This is a genomic window from Actinomadura barringtoniae, from assembly GCF_017573505.1.
In the GTDB taxonomy this organism is placed as follows: domain Bacteria; phylum Actinomycetota; class Actinomycetes; order Streptosporangiales; family Streptosporangiaceae; genus Spirillospora; species Spirillospora barringtoniae.
Genome location: NZ_JAGEOJ010000009.1, coordinates 266,636 through 284,031, shown reverse-complemented (window position 1 = coordinate 284,031; position 17,396 = coordinate 266,636). Strand labels below are relative to the sequence as shown.

Below are 17,396 nucleotides of genomic sequence, written 5' to 3'. Positions count from 1 at the left end.
CGGGGTAGCGGCCCGCCGTGGCGTTCGCGCCGATCACGGCCCAGCCGGACGGCGGGTCGTCGGCGGTCTGCGAGGCCAGCGTGATCGAGGCGGCGAACGCCGTGGACCGCGCGGAGGCCCCGTGACCGCAGTTGTGCACCACGACCAGCACCCGGTCGCCGGGCTGGGCCCGTTCGGGCCGTACGGTCACCGCGCGCGCCAGCGTGTCCGGGCCGGGCAGCGGGTCCGCGGCGGCCGGGGCGGCGGCCGCCGCGGACAGGCCCCCCATGAACGCGCCCGCGAGCAGCACCGTCGCCGCGCCGGGGAGAGCGCGGTCCCGGAAACCCATCACGAAACGCATACCGGCGATCGTGCAGCGCGCCGCCTGAAGGCAAGCTGAGCCGCCTGAAGGCCGCTTCAGGTCTCACCCTTCTCTCACCTGGGCCCGAGCACATTGAAACGGGCGGACCGGATGGACCCGCCCGCCCGCGCGAGAGGGGTGTGCGCCGTGCGCGAGATCATGTTGGCGGACGAGCGTTGGCGGTTCGTCTGCACGAACTGCTCGTTCGCCTGGGACGAGGAGTTCGTGGTGCGGACCGCCGACGACGGCCACGGCGGGGCCTGCGTCACCTACTGGAGGAACGGCGTTCAGCTCATGTCGCCGTGGACCGAGGTGCTCTGCCAGGACTGCCACCGGTCGGGGGTCAGGGCGATCGCCCGTCCGGCGGCGCGGGAGCCGGCAAGGGAACGCGGAGCACGAGCCGGGCGCCGGCCGCGCTCTCGCCGACCCTGAGCGTCCCGCCGTGGGCGATCGCCACCTCGCGTGCGATCGCCAGGCCGAGGCCGGCGCCGCCGGTCTGACGGCCCCTGGCGGCGTCCAGCCGGGTGAACCGCTCGAAGACGCGCTCCCGGTCTTCGGGCGGGATGCCGGGGCCGTCGTCGACCACCTCGACGACGGCCTCGCCGGCTCCGGCGTCGGCCGCGACGCGCACGGTCACGCGTGCGGTCGCGTAGCGCTGCGCGTTGGCGATGAGGTTCTCCAGGACCCGTGACAGCTGCCGTTCGTCGCCGCGCGTGAGCACGCCGTCGGCGACGTCCAGCCGGATCGGCACCCGGTTGCCCTGGCGCCGCGCGACCTCCTCGGCGGCCAACAGGCCCAGGTCGAGCGTCTCGCGCCTGCGCCGGACGCCCGAGGACTCCCTGGCGGCGCCCCCGGACTCCGACCGGATCTCCGAGTCGGCCTGGGCGAGCAGCAGCAGGTCGGCGGCGATGGCCTGGAGCCGTTCGGTGTCGGTCAGCGCCTCGCGGATCGCCGCCCGCAGCGACTCGGCGTCGCCGTCCTCGGCGAGCATCGTCTCCAGCTGGAGCCGGACCGTGGCGATCGGGTTGCGCAGCTCGTGCGAGGCGTCGGAGACGAACTGGCGCTGCCGCTCCCCGGCCCGGTCGAGCCGGTCCAGCGTCTGGTTGACGGTCGCGGCGAGCGCGGCGACCTCGTCGCCGGTGCGCGGCTCGGGCACGCGGCGGCCGAGCGCCCGCGCGGTGATCGCGGCCAGCTCGGCGCGGATGGACTCGACCGGGCGCAGCGCGCGTCCCGTCGTCCACCAGGTGAGGACCGCCACCATCGTGATGAAGACCGGCGCCGCGATGAGCAGCGCGATGAGGATCGCGCGGGTCGCCTTGTCGGTGTCGGTCAGCGCCGTGGCCGCGTACACGTAGACCGGCCCGTCCTGGCTCTGGGTGCGGACCACGACGACCTGCACGGGATGGCCGCGCGCCAGCTCGGGCACCTTCACGACCGTCGAGACGCTGTCCTGCCCGGGGCGGGGCCGGATCCGGATGAGCGGCTGCCCCTCGCTGATCAGGCCGTTGGACTTCAGGATGCCGCCCGCCTCGCTGACCACCTGGATCAGGTCGACGCCCTCGCCCGCCCGCGGCAGCGGGCCCTTCAGGCTGCCCGCCGACTCGCTGTCGGCGACCCGCCGGGCGGTCAGCTCGGTCCGGTCGCCGACCTCGCTGGTCAGCTCCGAGTGCAGCAACACATACAGCAGGGCCCCGGCGGCGGCGAACGCCAGCGTCACCACGAGCGTGGCCGCCAGCGTCGTCCGCGCCCGTACCGAACGGGGCCGCACCGACCGGGGTCGCACGGAACGGGACCGCACCGCCGCAGGGTGCAGGGGACCGGTACCGGCGGCCCTAGTCACCGTCGGGGACCAGCCGGTAGCCGGCGCCGCGCACGGTCTGGATGGTCCGCCGGCCGAACGGGGTGTCGATCTTGCGGCGGAGCGCGCTCACGTAGACCTCGACGATGTTCGGGTCGAGCTCGTCGGCCCAGTCCCACACCTCGTCGAGCATCTCCCGCTTGGACACCACCTGCCCGGCCCGTTCGACCAGGTAGGACAGGACGGCGAACTCGCGGGCGGTGAGCTCGATCCGGGTGTCGCCGCGCCGGCACTGCAGGGACCGCGGCTCCAGCGTCAGATCGCCCGCCTGCAGGGTCTTGGGGCCGTCCCGGCCGTCCCGGCGCAGCAGCGCCCGCAGCCGGGCGAGCAGGACCACCGAGGAGAACGGCTTGGTCACGTAGTCGTCGGCGCCGATGTCCAGCGCCTCCGCCTCGTCGTACTCGCCGCTCTTGGCCGTCAGCATCAGGATCGGCGTGGTGACCCCGGCCTCGCGCAGCCGGGAGCAGACCGCGTAGCCGCTGAGGACCGGCAGCATCACGTCCAGGATGATCGCGTCGTAGGAGTCGGCCAGCGCCCGTTCCAGGCCGGAGCCCCCGTCGTAGGCGACGTCGGCCCAGTAACCCTCCGCCGACATGCGCCGTTTGAGGGAGTCGGCGAGCCGGCGTTCGTCTTCGACTATCAGGAGGCGCACGGACCGACTTTACATCGCCAAATCGGGCGTAGCGCCCCTGGTCAACCCGTGCCTGAACGTTTCCTGAAAGCCCGTTCAGGTCCTTCAGCTCCGGTTCAGGCGGTCTGTCCCACTCTTTTCCTGTCGGCGATCATTCGGGGGAGGGATCCCATGCGTGCGCGGTTCTTGGCGGGAGCCCTGGTCGTCACCGGCGGCCTGCTGCTGATCTCCGGGCTGAACGGCCCGGGCGGGCCGCCGCAGCCGCCCGCGTCGGCCGCCGCCGAGGACCATCCGGTCCCGGCGTCCGGCATGGCGGGCTCGCAGCCGACGACGATCGCGATCTCGGCCATCGGGGTGCGCGCCCCGATCATGAACGTCGGGATGGCGGCCGACGGCACGGTGGACGTGCCGCCGCTGGACCACGCCGGGACCGCCGGCTGGTACGACCGCGGCCCGAGCCCGGGCCAGCGCGGCCCCGCGGTGATCCTCGGCCACGTCGACTCGGCGGCCTCCGGCGCGGCGGTGTTCTACCGCCTGGGCGACCTGCGCCCCGGGGCACTGGTCGAGGTCCGGCGCCGGGACGGCTCGACGGCGGAGTTCGACATCGACTCGGTGGAGCGCTTCAACAAGGACTCCTTCCCCACCCAGCGCGTCTACGGGCAGCTGAACTATCCGGGTCTGCGGCTGATCACCTGCGGAGGCACCTTCGACCGGGCCACCGGCCACTACACCGACAACGTGATCGCCTTCGGGCACCTGGTGCGCAGGCCCGACCTGATCGCCACGACCAGGTCGCTGCGCGACTTCTGGTATCTGGCGCGCCCAGGCCTGCGCTGGGTGAGCAAAGGGCGGTTTTCGGGGGGCGTGGGGGGTCGTCCCCCCTCGAGCGGAACGGAGCGTTGATGTTCGGACCAGAGAGCAAAGCGACCATCGTCCTGCTCCTGATCGTGGCCGCCGGTCTCCTGGTCGCACTGGTCAGAACCCGATATCTGGCGTTGCGGATCGCGGCGGGCCTGGTGTCGCTCACCATGGCGATGGTCCTGGGCGTCCTCCTGGTCAACGACTACTACAGCTACTACAACAGCTGGGGCGCCATGTGGGACGACGTCACCGGCGGCGGGCCCGCGAACGTGCGGAGCGTCGCCTCGGTGGGGGAGGAGTCCCGGGGCCAGCTCGACACGCTGCTCCGCCGCGCGGGGGTGAGCCGTGAGGTGCGCAAGAACGGGATGCTGCTCACCATGCCGTTCGCGGGCGTCGAGAGCGGCATCACCCGCAACGGGTTGGTCTACCTGCCTCCCCAGTACTTCAAGCCCGGGCACGGACGACAACGCCTGCCCGTCGTGGAGCTTCTGCACGGCGATCCCGGCACCCCGGCCAACTGGGTGAGCAACCTGCACGCGCCCACGATCTTCCGCGCCCTGCTGACCCGCCGCCAGGCCGCGCCCGCCGTGCTGGTCATCCCCGACACCAACGGCGGCAGGACCAACTCCCTGCAGTGCCTGAACGAGCCGGGCGGCCCGCAGGACGAGACCTACCTGGTCGACGACGTCCCCCGCTTCGTGGCCTCGCGGCTGCGCGTCGAGCCGCCGGGCCGCCGCTGGGGCCTGCTGGGCTTCTCCGAGGGCGGCTACTGCGCGGCCAACCTGCCGCTGCGCACCCCCACCGCGTACGGCGCGGTCGGCATCATGAGCGGCTACTTCGAGCCCGACCCGAATCGGAACGGTGCAGGCCAGTACGACCCGTTCCACGGCAACGGGCAGCTGCGCGCGGCGAACACCCCGCTCGCCGAGTTGCAGGGTCACACGCCCACGGCAAGCCCGCCGCCGTTCTGGCTCGCGGTCGGCGGGGCCGACCGCGAGGACACGACCCAGGCGAACGCGTTCATCAAGGCCCTGGCCCCCTACCAGCCGCATCCGCCGCTGATGGTCGTCGGCGGCGGACGCCACAACTACGACGTCTGGCGCGCGGGCTTCGCCGGGTACATGAAGTGGGCCGCCACCCTGCTCACCGGAAAATCGGTTGCCCCACCCGCCGCCCGCCGGTGAACCTGGCTGGATGAAGGTCATCTTCCACAAGGTGTCCGAGCGCTCCTACTTCAGCACGGCGGCGCGCGACGACGGCGTGACCGTACGGGTCCCCGGCTACGACCGGACCAGTCCGGTGCCGCACGACCTCGCCCACTTCATCGCCGAACGCGAGCTCGGGATCGGCCGCGGCTTCTGGGGCTCGGTGGCCGCGGGCGCCATGTTCACCAACATGACCGTCGTCGAGGGCCGGCGCCGCCCGCACGCGGACGAACGCTCCAGGCTGATCATCAAGGCGAACGGCGAGGGCCTCGGCCAGTGCGAGGGCGTCGCCGGAGCCGTGCACGAGGCGGTGGAGAAGGGGCAGAGCGCCGAGATCGCCCTGGAGCACCTGCGCCGGATGCACGGCGTCGTCAGTGCCGAGCCGCTGGCGGTCGGCGCCGCCGACCTGGCGGAGGCGATCAGCTCTCTGAGTGCCGCCGCCGACCGCTGGGCCGAGACGCCGATCGGGGAGGGCATGGCCCTGACCTGGGAGCTCCCGACCTACGAGCCGCGCCGCCGCGCGCAGAAGTCCAACGGACGTAAGGGCCGCATCCGCCGCAGCGCCTGAACGGGACTGAACGGGACTGAACGGGACTGAACGGCCCGGACGCGGTGCGGGCGACTCAGGGTCGCCCGCACCGCGTCCATGCAGGCCTACGGGGAGGCGATGCGCTCGATGCCGTGCGGGAGCTGGGACGCGGCGGCCCGGTCCAGCAGGAAGAGCGTGCGCTGCCTGCCGCGGGCGGCGGCGACCGGGACCTGGACGGGACCGGCGCCCTCAAGACCCAGGCGGCACGCCCTGGCCTTGGAGTCGCCCGCCGCCAGGATCCAGACCTCACGGGCCGCCCGGATGGACGGGAACGTCAGCGAGATCCGGGTCGGCGGCGGCTTCGGAGCGCCCCGCACCGCCACGGCCGGGCGCTCGTCGTACAGCGCCGGCATCTCCGGGAACAGCGACGCCACGTGCGCGTCGGGGCCGACGCCCAGCATGAGGATGTCGAACGAGGGGACCGGCGCGTGGTCCTCGGGCCGCGCGGCGGCCCGGAGCGCGGCGGTGTAGCGCTCTGCCGCCGCCTCCGGGTCGTCACCGTCGGGGCCGTCGATGGCGCCCATGGGGTGGACCCGTGCCGGGTCCACGTCCACGTGGTCGAGCAGCGCCTTGCGGGCCCCGGTCTCGTTGCGCTCGGGGTCGCCGGTCTCCAGGAACCGTTCGTCGCCCCACCAGATGTCCAGCCTGCGCCAGTCGATCGCGTCGTGCGCGCGGTTGGCCGCCAGCTCGGAGAGCACCGCCGTGCCCACGCCGCCGCCGGTCAGCACGATCGACGCCGAGCCGCGGGCCGACTGCACGTCCACGATCCGCGTCACCAGCCGGGCGGCGACGGCCTTGGCCAGCACCTCCTGGTCGCGGTGGATGACGACGGTCGGTGTCCCGGTCACTTCTTGTCCGTTTGCTTGGACGGGGTCTTCTTGCGGGGCGCGGGCTGCTTCTTGGGGGCCGGGGCCGGCTTCAGCGGAACGTCCTCGCCCGCCAGGCTCTTGGCGAACCGCTGGGCCGCCTCCTGGTAGATCTCGTCGGGATCCAGGCGGCGCAGTTCCTCGGCCAGCAGCTCGGGCATCGGGCGGCGCAGCAGCGCCACCTGCCGGTCCGGCTGGCCCGGACGCGACAGCGTCGCCACCCGGCCGTCGGGACGCGACACGACCAGGTCGCCCTCCTTGGTGGTCAGCGTGACCCCGGTGATGCCCGGACCGTCGGAGACGGCCCGCTGCACCGGAACGCCCAGCCGCGTCTCCAGCCAGGCGGCCAGCAGCTCGGCGCTCGGGCTGTCGGGCTCGGCCGAGACCTCGCCGCGCATGATCTCGTCGTGGTCCTGGTCGAGCGCCGCCGCCAGCAGCGACCGCCACGAGGTGAGGCGGGTCCAGGTGAAGTCGGTGTCGCCCGGCCGGTAGGCCTCGGCCAGCTTGGACAGCGTGCCGAGCCGGTCGCGGGCGGCGTAGGCGTCGGTCACCCGGCGCTGCGCGAGCGCGCCGAGCGGGTCCTCGTTCGGCACCTTGGGCACCTTGCCGCCCGGCCACCAGGTGACGACCGGGGTGTCGGGCATGAGCAGCGGCACGACGACCGAGTCGGCGTGCTCGGCGAGCGGCCCGTACATGCGCAGCAGCACGGTCTCGCCCGGGCCGGTCTCGCCCATCCGGATCTCGGCGTCCAGCCGGGACGAGCTGCCCCGGGCGTCGCGCGAGATCACGGTCAGCACCCGGCAGGGGTGCTCGCGGGACGCCTCGGTGGCGGCCCGGACCGCGTCGTACTGCGCCGACTCGTCGGTCACGATGATCAGGGTCAGCACCATGCCGACGGCGGGGCCGCCCATGAGGTGCCGGGCCTGGGTCAGCGCGTCCTGGATCCGGCGGGTCGTGGTGTCGGTGAGATCGATGTTCATCTCAGAGTCGCCTCCATGCGCGGCCGTCCCGAGCCATGAGCTCGTCGGCGCTGTTCGGCCCGTAGCCGCCGGACTTGTACTGGTCGAGACCCTTCTGGGTGGCCCAGTACTCGGTGATCGGGTCGAGGATCTTCCAGGAGAGCTCGACCTCCTCCTGCCGCGGGAACAGCGGGGGATCGCCGATCAGCACGTCCAGCAGCAGCCGCTCGTAGGCCTCGGGCGAGGACTCGGTGAACGACTCGCCGTAGGCGAAGTCCATGTTGACGTCGCGGATCTCCATCGAGGTGCCGGGCACCTTGGAGCCGAACCGCACCGTGATGCCCTCGTCCGGCTGCACCCGCATGACCAGGGCGTTCTGCCCGAGCTCCTCGGTGTCGGTGTGCGAGAACGGCAGGTGCGGCGCGCGGTCGAACACCAGCGCCACCTCGGTCACCCGGCGGCTCAGCCGCTTGCCGGTGCGCAGGTAGAACGGGACACCGGCCCAGCGCCGGTTGTCGATCTCCAGCTTGATGGCGGCGTAGGTCTCGGTCTGGGAGTCCTTCGGGATCCCGTCCTCGGCCAGGTATCCCTGGACGCTGACCCCGCCCTGCCAGCCGGCGGCGTACTGCCCGCGCGCGGTGGACAGCGACAGGTCCTCGCCGGGCGACCGCACGGACGAGAGGATCTTGGCCTTCTCGGCCCGGACCGACTCGGCGCCGAAGGAGACCGGCTCCTCCATCGCGGTGAGCGCGAGCAACTGGAGCAGGTGGTTCTGGATGACGTCGCGGGCCGCGCCTATGCCGTCGTAGTAGCCGGCGCGGCCGCCGATGCCGATGTCCTCGGCCATCGTGATCTGCACGTGGTCGACGTAGGAGCGGTTCCAGATCGGCTCGAACATCGTGTTGGCGAACCGCAGCGCCAGGATGTTCTGCACGGTCTCCTTGCCGAGGTAGTGGTCGATCCGGAAGATCGACTCCTCGGGGAAGACGCGGTGCACCGTGTCGTTCAGCTCCAGCGCGCTCTTCAGGTCGTGCCCGAACGGCTTCTCGATGACGACCCGGCGCCAGGCCTCGTCCGACTGGTCGGCGAGGCCGCTGCGCTGCAACTGCTCGACGACCTGGGGGAAGAACTTGGGCGGTACCGAAAGGTAGAACGCGTAGTTGCCGCCGGTGCCGCGGGTGGCGTCCAGCTCCTTGACGGCCATCGCCAGCGCGTCGAACGCGCCGGGGTCGCTGAACTCGCCGGGGACGAAGTGCATGCCCTCCGACAGGTGCTGCCAGACGTCCTCGCGGAACGGCGTGCGCGCGTGCGCCTTGACCGACTCGTAGGCGATCTGCCGGAAGTCCTCGTTCTCCCAGTCGCGGCGGGCGAAGCCCACCAGGGAGAAGCCGGGCGGCAGCAGGCCCCGGTTGGCCAGGTCGTAAATGGCGGGCAGCAGCTTCTTACGCGACAGGTCCCCCGTCACGCCGAACAACACCAGGACGCACGGCCCTGCGACCCGGGGCAGCCGCTTGTCCCGCGGATCCCGGAGTGGATTGGTTGCAACACTCACGTGGCGGCCCCCTCTTCTCGCAACATGACAACGGGCATGCCTACCCCGCGCCTGGTCCGATTATCTCGTCGTGCCGGTGTTCGCGGCGACCTCATGCCTCTCCTCGCGCGGATTCGAGCAGCCGGGCGAGCCCCGCCCGGCGATTTTGCAGATGCAACCGGACCACCGGGCGGCCACCGGTCCGGGCCGCGCGCGCCTCACCGAGGGCCTGCGCGATCTGGAGCCGGCTGAGCCGGTAGTGCCGGTCGGGAACCGGCACGTCGTGGACGACGTTCCCGGTCAGCATCAGATATACGCCCCTCTCCCGACGATCATTCCCGATCGCCGGGTAACGGCAACCCCAGTTGATCGTCACGGGGCGGGCACAGCGGGCCGCCAGCAGCGCGGCCAGCCGCCCGACCTGGGTGCCCTGGCCGCGGGTGCGGTCGGGGTCCAGGTGGGCGACGATCGCCAGGTGGCCGTCGTCGGCCGCGGCTTCGGCAACTGCGGCCAGGACTCCCGGCAGGTCGGTGGCGCGGGCGAGGTCGGGGTCGCCGGTGTGGACCTCGACGGCCCGTCCGGGCTCGCCCTCGGTCAGCACGGCGGGGCCGGAGGCGTCCTCGGCACCGGTGAGATCGGGGCTCGCGGCCCCGATCCGCGGTGGGCCGAGGTGGAACGGGTCGGGGCGCAGCGGATCGGCGCCCAGCAGGTGGGCCGCGACGGCGGCGGCGTACTCCCAGACGACCAGCTGGGCGGGCAGCGGCGCGCTGACGGTGGCGTCGTCCTGCTGCGGCCTGCCGTCCAGGGTGACCAGGAAGACGTCGTCGGCGGGCTGGACGGGGAGCCCGCCGTGCTGGACGAGCGGCAGCAGGCGGCCGCCCGAGGCCTGAACGAGCAGGGTGGAGATCCAGTCGGCCAGGCCCGGCACCGCCGCCGGATAGGCGCCCAGCACGACCGTGCCGCGGCCGCTGCGGACGGCCCCGCCGAGGATCGCGCCGAGCACCAGGCCCGGGTTGTTCTCGGGCCGGGTGAGCGAGGGGAGCGCGGCGGCGGCCTTGTCCAGCAGCTTGCCCACGTCCACTCCGGCCATGGCGGCGGGCACCAGCGAGTAGGGCGACAGCGCCCCGAACACCGTGCGGGCGGGCGCCTCGACGACGGGACGGCCCTCCTCGGCGGCCCGCCGGGCGGGCATCGAGCCGGGGTCGGAAACGGTGACGAACCGGGCGGCGACCTCGCCCGGCGACAGGTCCAGGTCCTGGAACATCCGGACGAAGACGCGCCGGAGCGTCTCGGTGCCCGCGTCGTCGCCGGTGACCACGACGATCGTGCGGCGCAGCCGTTCGCGGTCGGCACCGAGCCGTACCAGCGGGCCCGGCTCGGCGCTGTCCAGCACGGTCACCGGCCCTGCCATGGCGTCGCGGGCGATGAGCGCCGCCGCGCGGGCCGGTGCGCCCCTGCCGAGCAGCGCCACCTCGCGCAGCCCTGCGGAACGGGCCTGGCCGCGCAGCCGGGCCAGCCGGGGCAGCACCGAACGCGCCGGGCCGGGCTGGCCCGGCCAGCACAGCGTGCGGCCCTCCTGGTCGGCAGCGGTGGCGGACGGGAAAAGCGCCGGGTCCTCAGAGGCCAGCCGCACCGGGACCTCGTCGATCCACAGGCGGCCGAGGACGCGTTCAGCCGACTCCCGGACCGCGCCCCGGGCGGTGATGGTCGTGTCCCCTGCCACGACCGCGGTGAAGCTGGTCACGGTCGGGTCCGCCTACTGCGCGCCCGCGGCCGCACCCGGTGCCGAACGGGCCGCCTCGGTGAGCCGGCCGGCGCCCGAGATCGGGTCGCGCAGGTGGAGCCGTACGACGGGCAGCCCGCGGTTGCGCAGCGCCCGCACCTCGGCCAGCGCCCGTGCCAGCTGGAGCTTGCCCAGCGTGTACGGGCGGCCGGGCACCTGGTGGTCGGCCGCGGGGTCACCGGTGACGATGAGGAACGCGCCGTTGCCCGGCCCTTCCTTGTGGAGCGGACCGGTCGCGTGCAGGTAGCCGGGGCCGGGCCCGTACGTCACGGGCCGTCCCGTACGGCGTGCCAGGGCCGGGGCGAGGTAACGGCCGGAGAAGTCCCCCGACAGGTACGTCACGATCGACAGGTAGCCGGTGGGCGGAACGTGGGCCAGCAGGCTGTCCAGCACGCCGTCGAGGCCGCCCCGGGCGTGCGACAGGTCGGCGTGGATCTCGATGTCGCCGTCGACGAACGCGGGCTCCCCGCTCAGCAGCGGGCCCGTGCCCGCCGCCCGGAGCATCGTCGCCGCCTCGTCCTCGGCGTCCTGGACGACCGGGCCGCCGGGCTCGAACGGGTTGATGCCGAGCAGCCAGCCCGCCACCGCCGTCGCGTACTCCCAGAGCAGGAACTGGGCGCCGAGCGGCGCCCACAGCGCGGTGTCGGCGTCGCCTGCCGAGGAGGCGCGTGGGTTGATCGCCACGCCGTGCACGTCGGGCATCTCACCGGGGCTGCCGGGCGGCTCGAACGCCAGCACGCCGCGGCCGTGCTTGCCGGTGCCGACGGCCAGTAGCTGGGAGATCCAGGCGCTCAGCGCGCCGGGGCCGCCCGGCTCGCGCAGCACGACCTTGTCGCGGGCCCGGCCGTCGGGGCCCTGCTGGGCGCAGCCGCCGAGGACGGCGCCGAGCAGCAGGCCCGGGTTCTCGTCCTCCTTGGCCAGCGAGGGGTACAGGGAGGCGGCCTCGTCCAGGATCCGGTTGACGTCGGCGCCCGCCAGCACGGCGGGCACGAGGCCGTAGGCCGACAGCGCGCCGAAGTGGCCGGGCAGGTAGGGGTCGGTGAGGCCGACCCGGTAGCCGCACTGGCGGGCGAAGTCGTGCAGCGGGCTGCCGTGGTCGGTGATGACCAGGAACCGCGCGGCGATCTCCCGCTCGGACAGCCCGCGCTCGCGGAACGCGGCGGAGAAGATCCGCCGGTAGGCGTCGCCCTCCAGGGACACGCCGACCTTGCTGGACAGCACGACGAGCGTCCGGTCGAGGCGTTCGAGGGCGAAGTCCAGGGCCGCCGCGTCGGCGCCGTCCAGCACCGTGAGCTCGCCGGTCCGCTCGCCCGCGCCGCCGGTGCCTGCCGCGCCGCCGAGGGCGCCGGGCACGGCCTGACCGGCCATCGCGGGGGAGTAGGCCTCGACGATCGCCTGCGCGGCGAGGCTCTCCGCGCCTATGCCGATCAGCACGATGTGGTCGAGGCCGCTGTAGCGCGCCTCGGCGACCAGGCCGTCGATCTGGCTCAGCAGGCCGTGGGAGGCGAACGGCAGGTCCAGCCAGCCCAGCCGGCTGTGGTCCACCGTGCGCCGCCCCCACAGCCGCGGGTCCTTGGCGGCGAGCGCGCCGGGCACACCGCAGCTCACGAGGTAGTCGCGAGCCTGCAGCGCGGCCTCGAGGGCGTCACCGCGGGTCAGTACGTCGAATCCGGACACCGTTCCTCCCGGCACCATCGTTTCAGGAGAGAACGGGCGTTCGCGACCAACTCATCGATCTTTGGGAAATCCGGACGCTAGAGCGGACGTTTCGGGGCGCTTCCGACTGAAACGTTCGGCTCGGGTTCACACCCGCGCCGAGCGCCGGTCAGGTGAGGGCGGCGCGCAACTGGGCGACGCCCTCGGCCCGGTCCCGCAAGTGGAGCCGGATGACCGGGCGGCCGCGCGAACGCAGCACCCGCAGGTCACCGAAGGCCTGGGCGAGCTCGAGCTGGCCGAGCGTGTAGGGCCTGCCCGGAACCGGGACGTCCTTGTCCACCACCCCGGTGACCTGGACGAACGCGCCCTTCTCCGGCCCGCCCTTGTGGTACTGGCCGGTCGAGTGCAGGAACCTCGGGCCCCAGCCGAAGGTGACCGCGACCGGGTTCTTGCGCACCTTGCCGCCCAGCCTGGCCAGCAGGGGCCGCACCTCAGCGAGATCGGCGTCCCCGGCACGGTCCAGGTAGGCCATGACCGCCAGGTAACCGCGCTCGGGGGCGGCCTCCAGAATCGCCTCCAGGGCGCCCCGCAGGTCCTTGGCGTCCTTCAGCAGGCTGTCGGGCCCGTGCACCTCGACGACCCCCGACACCATCACCGGAGCGGTGTGGATGACCGTCGGAGCGCCGCCCTCCTCCACACGCAGCAGGGCCGCGGTGTTGTCCTTGGACTCCTGCACGTTCGGCTGGTCGAACGGGTTGACCCCCAGCACCCGGCCCGCCACGGCGACGGCGTACTCCCAGAGCAGGAACTGCGCGCCGAGCGGCCCGGTCACGGTCAGGCCCGCCTCGCGCGCCGGTCCGGGCTGGTCCGGCCGTGCGCCGAGGACGACCCGCCGGACGTCGTCGGTGAGCGTGAAGCCCGGGTCGTCCACCGAGTCGACCACGACCGGCAGCAGGCCCTTGCCGTCCTTGCCCGTCGACTCGGCGACCAGGTGCTCGGCCCACGCGCCGAAGCCCACCAGCCCCGAGCCGTGGTCGGCGATCACCAGCTTGTCGCGCCCGCTGATCGCCGAACCGCCGAGGACGGCCCCGAGCGCCAGGCCCGGGTTGTCGTAGGGCTGGCGGAGCACCGGAACGAGCCGGGCGGCGTCGTCCAGCAGCTGCGCCACGTCCACGCCCGCCAGCGCGGCCGGCACCAGGCCGAAGGCGCCGAGGGCGCTGAACCGGCCGCCGAGGTCGGGGTCGGCGAGGACCAGCCGGTAGCCGGCCTCCTCCGCCAGGGCCGCCAGCGGCGAGCCGGGGTCGGTGACGACGACGAAGCGGCGCTTCAGCTCCTCGTCCCCGATGCCCGCCTCGCGGAACGCGCTCTCGTAGATCCGCCGGACCGCGTCGGTCTCGGCGGTGCCGCCGCTCTTGCTGGACACCACGACGACCGTGCGCTCCAGCCGGTCGGCCACGGCGGCCGCGACCTGGTGCGGGTCGGTGGTGTCCAGAACGGTCAGCTCGGCGCCCGCCGTACGGGCGATGACCTCGGCGGCCAGCGACGAGCCGCCCATGCCCGCGAGCACGACATGGTCAAGGCCGGCGCCCCGCGCCTCGCCCGCGAGCTCGGCCAGCCGGCCGAGCAGCGGGCGCGAGGCCTCGGGCAGGTCGAGCCAGCCCAGGCGCCGGCGCGCCTCGGACGAGGCGTCCGGGCCCCACAGATTGGCGTTCTTGGCCATCAGGGAGCCCGGTACGCCGTCGGAGGCGAGACGGTCCAGGACCGTCTCGCTCTCATCGACGACCACACCCCGGATGGTGACCGACACTCCGCCTGCGGTCACCACCGATGTCACGCGTTGGCCCCCTTGGCCTCGAGCTCGCGCTGGATGGTGCCGAGCATCTCGTTCCAGGAGACCTCGAACTTGTCCACGCCCTCGTCCTCGAGGACCTTCACGACGTCGTCGTAGTCGACGCCGACGTTCTTGAGGGCCTCCATGTGGGCGCGCGCGTCGCCGTAGTTCGGGGTGACCGCGTCGCCCTGCGGGTCGCCCTTCTCCGCCTCGGCGTCCAGCGTCCCCTCCGGCATGGTGTTGACCGTTCCGGGCGCGATCAGCTCGTCGACGTACAGGGTCGGCGGCAGGTTCGGGTCCTTGACGCCGGTGGAGGCCCACAGCGGGCGCTGGGGACGGGCCCCGGCGTCCTTGAGCGCCTTCCAGCGGTCGGTGCCGAACTTCTCCTCGTACAGCGCGTACGCGAGCCGGGCGTTGGCGACGCCGGCCTTGGACCGCAGCGCCTTGGCCTCGTCCGAGCCGATCTTGTCGAGCCGCTTGTCGATCTCGGTGTCGACCCGGCTGACGAAGAACGACGCCACCGACGCGATCTTGGACACGTCGTGGCCGTTCTGGCGGGCCCGCTCCAGGCCCTCGAAGAACGCGTCGATGACCTTGCCGTAGCGCTCCAGCGAAAAGATCAGCGTCACGTTCACGCTGATGCCCTCGGCCAGCGTCGAGGCGATCGCCGGGATGCCCTGCTCGGTCGCCGGGATCTTGATGAACAGGTTGGGCCGGTCCACCATCCACCACAGCGCCTTGGCCTCGGCGACGGTCTTGCCCTCGTCGCGGGCCAGCCGCGGGTCCACCTCGATCGACACCTTGCCGTCCAGGCCGTCGGTGCGGTCGAACACCGGCCGCAGCACGTCGCAGCCCCAGCGGATGTCGTAGGTGGTGATGGCCCGGGAGGCCTCCTCCACCGTCACGCCGCGCAGCGCCAGGTCGCGGACCTGGTCGTCGTAGGCGTCGCCCTTGCTGAGCGCCTTGGCGAAGATCGTGGGGTTGGACGTCACGCCCACCACGTTCTTGTCCTTGACCAGCTGCTCCAGGTTGCCGGTCCGCAGCCGCTCGCGGCTGATGTCGTCGAGCCAGATCGACACGCCCTCGTCGGAGAGCCTCTTCAGGTTGTCACTCATCGTTTTTCTCCTCTGGCCTCTTCGCGGGCTCGTCGTCAGTTGCCGGTGGTGGAGCCGCGGCCCTCGTCGTTCGGTCCGGCCTTGATCAGGCTCGACTTGGCGGCGGCGACGACCCGCTCCGCGGTGATGCCGAACTGCTCGAAGAGCGTCTTGTAGTCGGCGGAGGCGCCGAAGTGCTCGAGGCTGATCGACTCGCCGGCCTCGCCGACGTAGGTGCGCCAGCCGAGCGCGACGCCCGCCTCGACCGAGACCCGCGCGCGGACCGCGTGCGGCAGGACCTCCTGCTTGTAGGCCTCGTCCTGCGCGTCGAACCACTCGACGCACGGCATCGACACCACACGGGTCGGGGTGCCCTCGGCCTCGAGCGTCTCGCGCGCCTGCACCGCGAGCTGCACCTCGCTGCCGGTCGCGATCAGGATGACCTTCGGCTGCCCGCCGGAGGCGTCCACGAGGACGTAGCCGCCCTTGGTGACGCCCTCGGCCGAGGCGAAGTCCGAGCCGCGCTCGTAGGTCGGCAGCTTCTGCCGGGTGAGGGCCAGGCCCGCCGGGCGGTCGGTGTGCTCCAGCACGGTCCGCCAGGCGACCGCGGTCTCGTTGGCGTCGGCGGGCCGGACCACGTCCAGGCCCGGGATCGCGCGCAGCGCCCACAGGTGCTCGACCGGCTGGTGGGTCGGGCCGTCCTCGCCCAGGCCGATCGAGTCGTGCGTCCAGACGTAGGTGACCGGCAGCTTCATCAGCGCGGCCAGGCGGACCGCCGGGCGCATGTAGTCGCTGAAGATCAGGAACGTGCCGCCGTAGGGGCGGGTGCCGCCGTGCAGGGCGATGCCGTTCATGATCGCGCCCATCGCGTGCTCGCGGACGCCGAAGTGCAGCGTGCGGCCGTAGCGGTGGCCCGGGAACTCCTTGGTCTGGAACTCCTCGGGGATGAAGGACGGCTCGCCCTTCATCGTGGTGTTGTTGCTCTCGGCCAGGTCGGCCGAGCCGCCCCACAGCTCCGGCAGCACCGGGGCCAGCGCGGTGAGGACCTCACCGGAGGCCGCGCGGGTCGCCAGGTCCTTGCCCGCCTCGAAGACGGGCAGCTTGTCGGTCCAGCCCGCGGGCAGCTCTCGCTTGGAGATCCGGTCGAACTCGGCGGCGCGGTCGGGGTTGGCCGAACGCCAGGCCTCGTAGCCGGTGTTCCACTCGGCGTGCAGGGCGCGGCCGCGGTCGGAGACCTCGCGGGCGTGCGCGAGCACTTCGTCAGGAACGTTGAAGGACTTCTCGGGGTTCTGGCCCATGATGCGCTTGGTGGCGGCGATCTCCTCGGCCCCCATCGCGGAGCCGTGGATCTTGCCGGTGTTCTTCTTGTTGGGCGCGGGCCAGCCGATGATGGTGCGCAGCGCGATGAACGAGGGCCGCGCGGTCTCGGCCTTGGCGGCGGCGAACGCCTCGGCGAGCCTGCCGACGTTCTCCTCGTAGTCGCCGTTCACGGTCCAGTCGACGTGGTGGACGTCCCAGCCGTAGGCCTCGTAGCGGGCCCGCACGTCCTCCGACAGCGCGATCGCGGTGTCGTCCTCGATCGAGATGTGGTTGTCGTCGTACATCAGGATGAGGTTGCCCAGGCGCTGGTGGGCGGCCAGGGAGCTGGCCTCGTGGCTGATGCCCTCCTCGATGTCGCCGTCGGAGCAGAACGCCCAGACGGTGTGGTCGAAGGGGGACTGGCCGGGCGCGGCGTCCGGGTCGTACAGGCCCCGCTCGCGGCGCGCCGCCATCGCCATGCCGACGGCGTTGGCGATGCCCTGGCCGAGCGGCCCGGTGGTCGTCTCGACGCCCGCGGTGTGCCCGTGCTCGGGGTGGCCCGGGGTGAGGCTGCCCCACTTGCGCAGCTTCTTCAGGTCGTCCAGCGCCAGCGGGTATCCCGACAGGTAGAGCTGGATGTAGAGGGTCAGGCTCGAGTGCCCGCAGGAGAGCACGAACCGGTCCCGGCCGGCCCAGTTCGGGTCCGTCGGGTCGTGGCGCAGGAACCGCTGGAACAGCAGGAACGCCGCGGGCGCGAGGCTCATCGCCGTGCCCGGGTGCCCCGAGCCGCACTCCTCCACCGCGTCCATGGCCAGGGCGCGGACCACGTCCACGCTCTTCTTGTCCAGGTCGGTCCACTCAAACGTGCTGTTGTCCCCACTCACGGAACGCCC

At 72.9% G+C, this 17,396-nt stretch carries 13 protein-coding genes; 3 read left to right on the top strand and 10 right to left on the bottom strand.

All coding sequences use genetic code 11. The features are described from left to right. Nucleotides 1–683: 683 nt before the first annotated feature. Nucleotides 684–2,138: a sensor histidine kinase gene (locus J4573_RS56170; RefSeq protein ID WP_208257915.1), complete on the bottom strand. Its 1,455-nt coding sequence runs from the start codon at nucleotides 2,136–2,138 to the stop codon at nucleotides 684–686. 34 nt (nucleotides 2,139–2,172) lie between these two features. Continuing rightward, nucleotides 2,173–2,850, bottom strand: coding sequence for a response regulator transcription factor (locus J4573_RS23260; RefSeq protein WP_208257914.1), 678 nt, complete (start codon nucleotides 2,848–2,850; stop codon nucleotides 2,173–2,175). Nucleotides 2,851–3,000: 150 nt separating this feature from the next. On the opposite strand from J4573_RS23260, the gene J4573_RS23255 reads away from it, so the two are divergent. Genes J4573_RS23255 through J4573_RS23245 form a run of 3 tightly spaced genes read left to right on the top strand, consistent with a single transcriptional unit; the run spans nucleotide 3,001 to nucleotide 5,463 of the window. Next, nucleotides 3,001–3,732, top strand: coding sequence for a class F sortase (locus J4573_RS23255; RefSeq protein ID WP_208257913.1), 732 nt, complete (start codon nucleotides 3,001–3,003; stop codon nucleotides 3,730–3,732). After that, a complete protein-coding gene (locus J4573_RS23250) occupies nucleotides 3,732–4,874 on the top strand; it encodes an alpha/beta hydrolase (protein ID WP_208257912.1) in 1,143 nt (380 codons plus the stop codon). Before J4573_RS23255 ends, J4573_RS23250 begins: the two co-directional genes overlap by 1 nt. Before the next feature lie 10 nt (nucleotides 4,875–4,884). Further along, entirely contained in the window at nucleotides 4,885–5,463 is a 579-nt protein-coding gene (locus J4573_RS23245) for a hypothetical protein (protein ID WP_208257911.1), read from the top strand. Between the two features lie 86 nt (nucleotides 5,464–5,549). Here J4573_RS23245 and pgl read toward each other — a convergent pair whose 3' ends face one another. The 8 genes from pgl to tkt all read right to left on the bottom strand — a co-directional run bounded on the left by pgl (nucleotide 5,550) and on the right by tkt (nucleotide 17,312). Next, nucleotides 5,550–6,332, bottom strand: a complete 783-nt coding sequence (gene pgl / locus J4573_RS23240; protein WP_208257910.1) for a 6-phosphogluconolactonase — start codon at nucleotides 6,330–6,332, stop codon at nucleotides 5,550–5,552. Beyond that, on the bottom strand, nucleotides 6,329–7,330 hold the full coding sequence (gene opcA / locus J4573_RS23235; protein WP_208257909.1) for a glucose-6-phosphate dehydrogenase assembly protein OpcA: 1,002 nt from the start codon (nucleotides 7,328–7,330) through the stop codon (nucleotides 6,329–6,331). The genes pgl and opcA overlap by 4 nt, the downstream gene beginning before the upstream one ends. Nucleotide 7,331: 1 nt before the next feature. After that, complete coding sequence (gene zwf, locus J4573_RS23230) at nucleotides 7,332–8,861, bottom strand: glucose-6-phosphate dehydrogenase (protein ID WP_208257908.1); 1,530 nt, start codon at nucleotides 8,859–8,861, stop codon at nucleotides 7,332–7,334. 91 nt (nucleotides 8,862–8,952) lie between these two features. Continuing rightward, complete coding sequence (locus tag J4573_RS23225) at nucleotides 8,953–10,584, bottom strand: hypothetical protein (protein WP_208257907.1); 1,632 nt, start codon at nucleotides 10,582–10,584, stop codon at nucleotides 8,953–8,955. A gap of 12 nt (nucleotides 10,585–10,596) precedes the next feature. Further along, nucleotides 10,597–12,300, bottom strand: coding sequence for a phosphoheptose isomerase (locus J4573_RS23220; protein WP_208257906.1), 1,704 nt, complete (start codon nucleotides 12,298–12,300; stop codon nucleotides 10,597–10,599). A 148-nt stretch (nucleotides 12,301–12,448) separates the two neighbouring features. Beyond that, nucleotides 12,449–14,113, bottom strand: a complete 1,665-nt coding sequence (locus tag J4573_RS23215; RefSeq protein WP_208257905.1) for a phosphoglucose isomerase-related protein — start codon at nucleotides 14,111–14,113, stop codon at nucleotides 12,449–12,451. Then, entirely contained in the window at nucleotides 14,110–15,225 is a 1,116-nt protein-coding gene (gene tal / locus J4573_RS23210) for a transaldolase (protein WP_208257904.1), read from the bottom strand. Before tal ends, J4573_RS23215 begins: the two co-directional genes overlap by 4 nt. Before the next feature lie 35 nt (nucleotides 15,226–15,260). Continuing rightward, nucleotides 15,261–17,312: a transketolase gene (tkt, locus tag J4573_RS23205; RefSeq protein ID WP_243773487.1), complete on the bottom strand. Its 2,052-nt coding sequence runs from the start codon at nucleotides 17,310–17,312 to the stop codon at nucleotides 15,261–15,263. Nucleotides 17,313–17,396: the final 84 nt, after the last annotated feature.

Coding starts and splice junctions, on each gene's coding strand:
- J4573_RS23255 (WP_208257913.1), top strand. CDS start 3,001: ATGCGTGCGCGGTTCTTGGCGGGAGCCCTGGTCGTCACCGGCGGCCTG.
- J4573_RS23250 (WP_208257912.1), top strand. CDS start 3,732: ATGTTCGGACCAGAGAGCAAAGCGACCATCGTCCTGCTCCTGATCGTG.
- J4573_RS23245 (WP_208257911.1), top strand. CDS start 4,885: ATGAAGGTCATCTTCCACAAGGTGTCCGAGCGCTCCTACTTCAGCACG.
- opcA (WP_208257909.1), bottom strand. CDS start 7,330: ATGAACATCGATCTCACCGACACCACGACCCGCCGGATCCAGGACGCG.
- tal (WP_208257904.1), bottom strand. CDS start 15,225: ATGAGTGACAACCTGAAGAGGCTCTCCGACGAGGGCGTGTCGATCTGG.
- tkt (WP_243773487.1), bottom strand. CDS start 17,312: ATGGACGCGGTGGAGGAGTGCGGCTCGGGGCACCCGGGCACGGCGATG.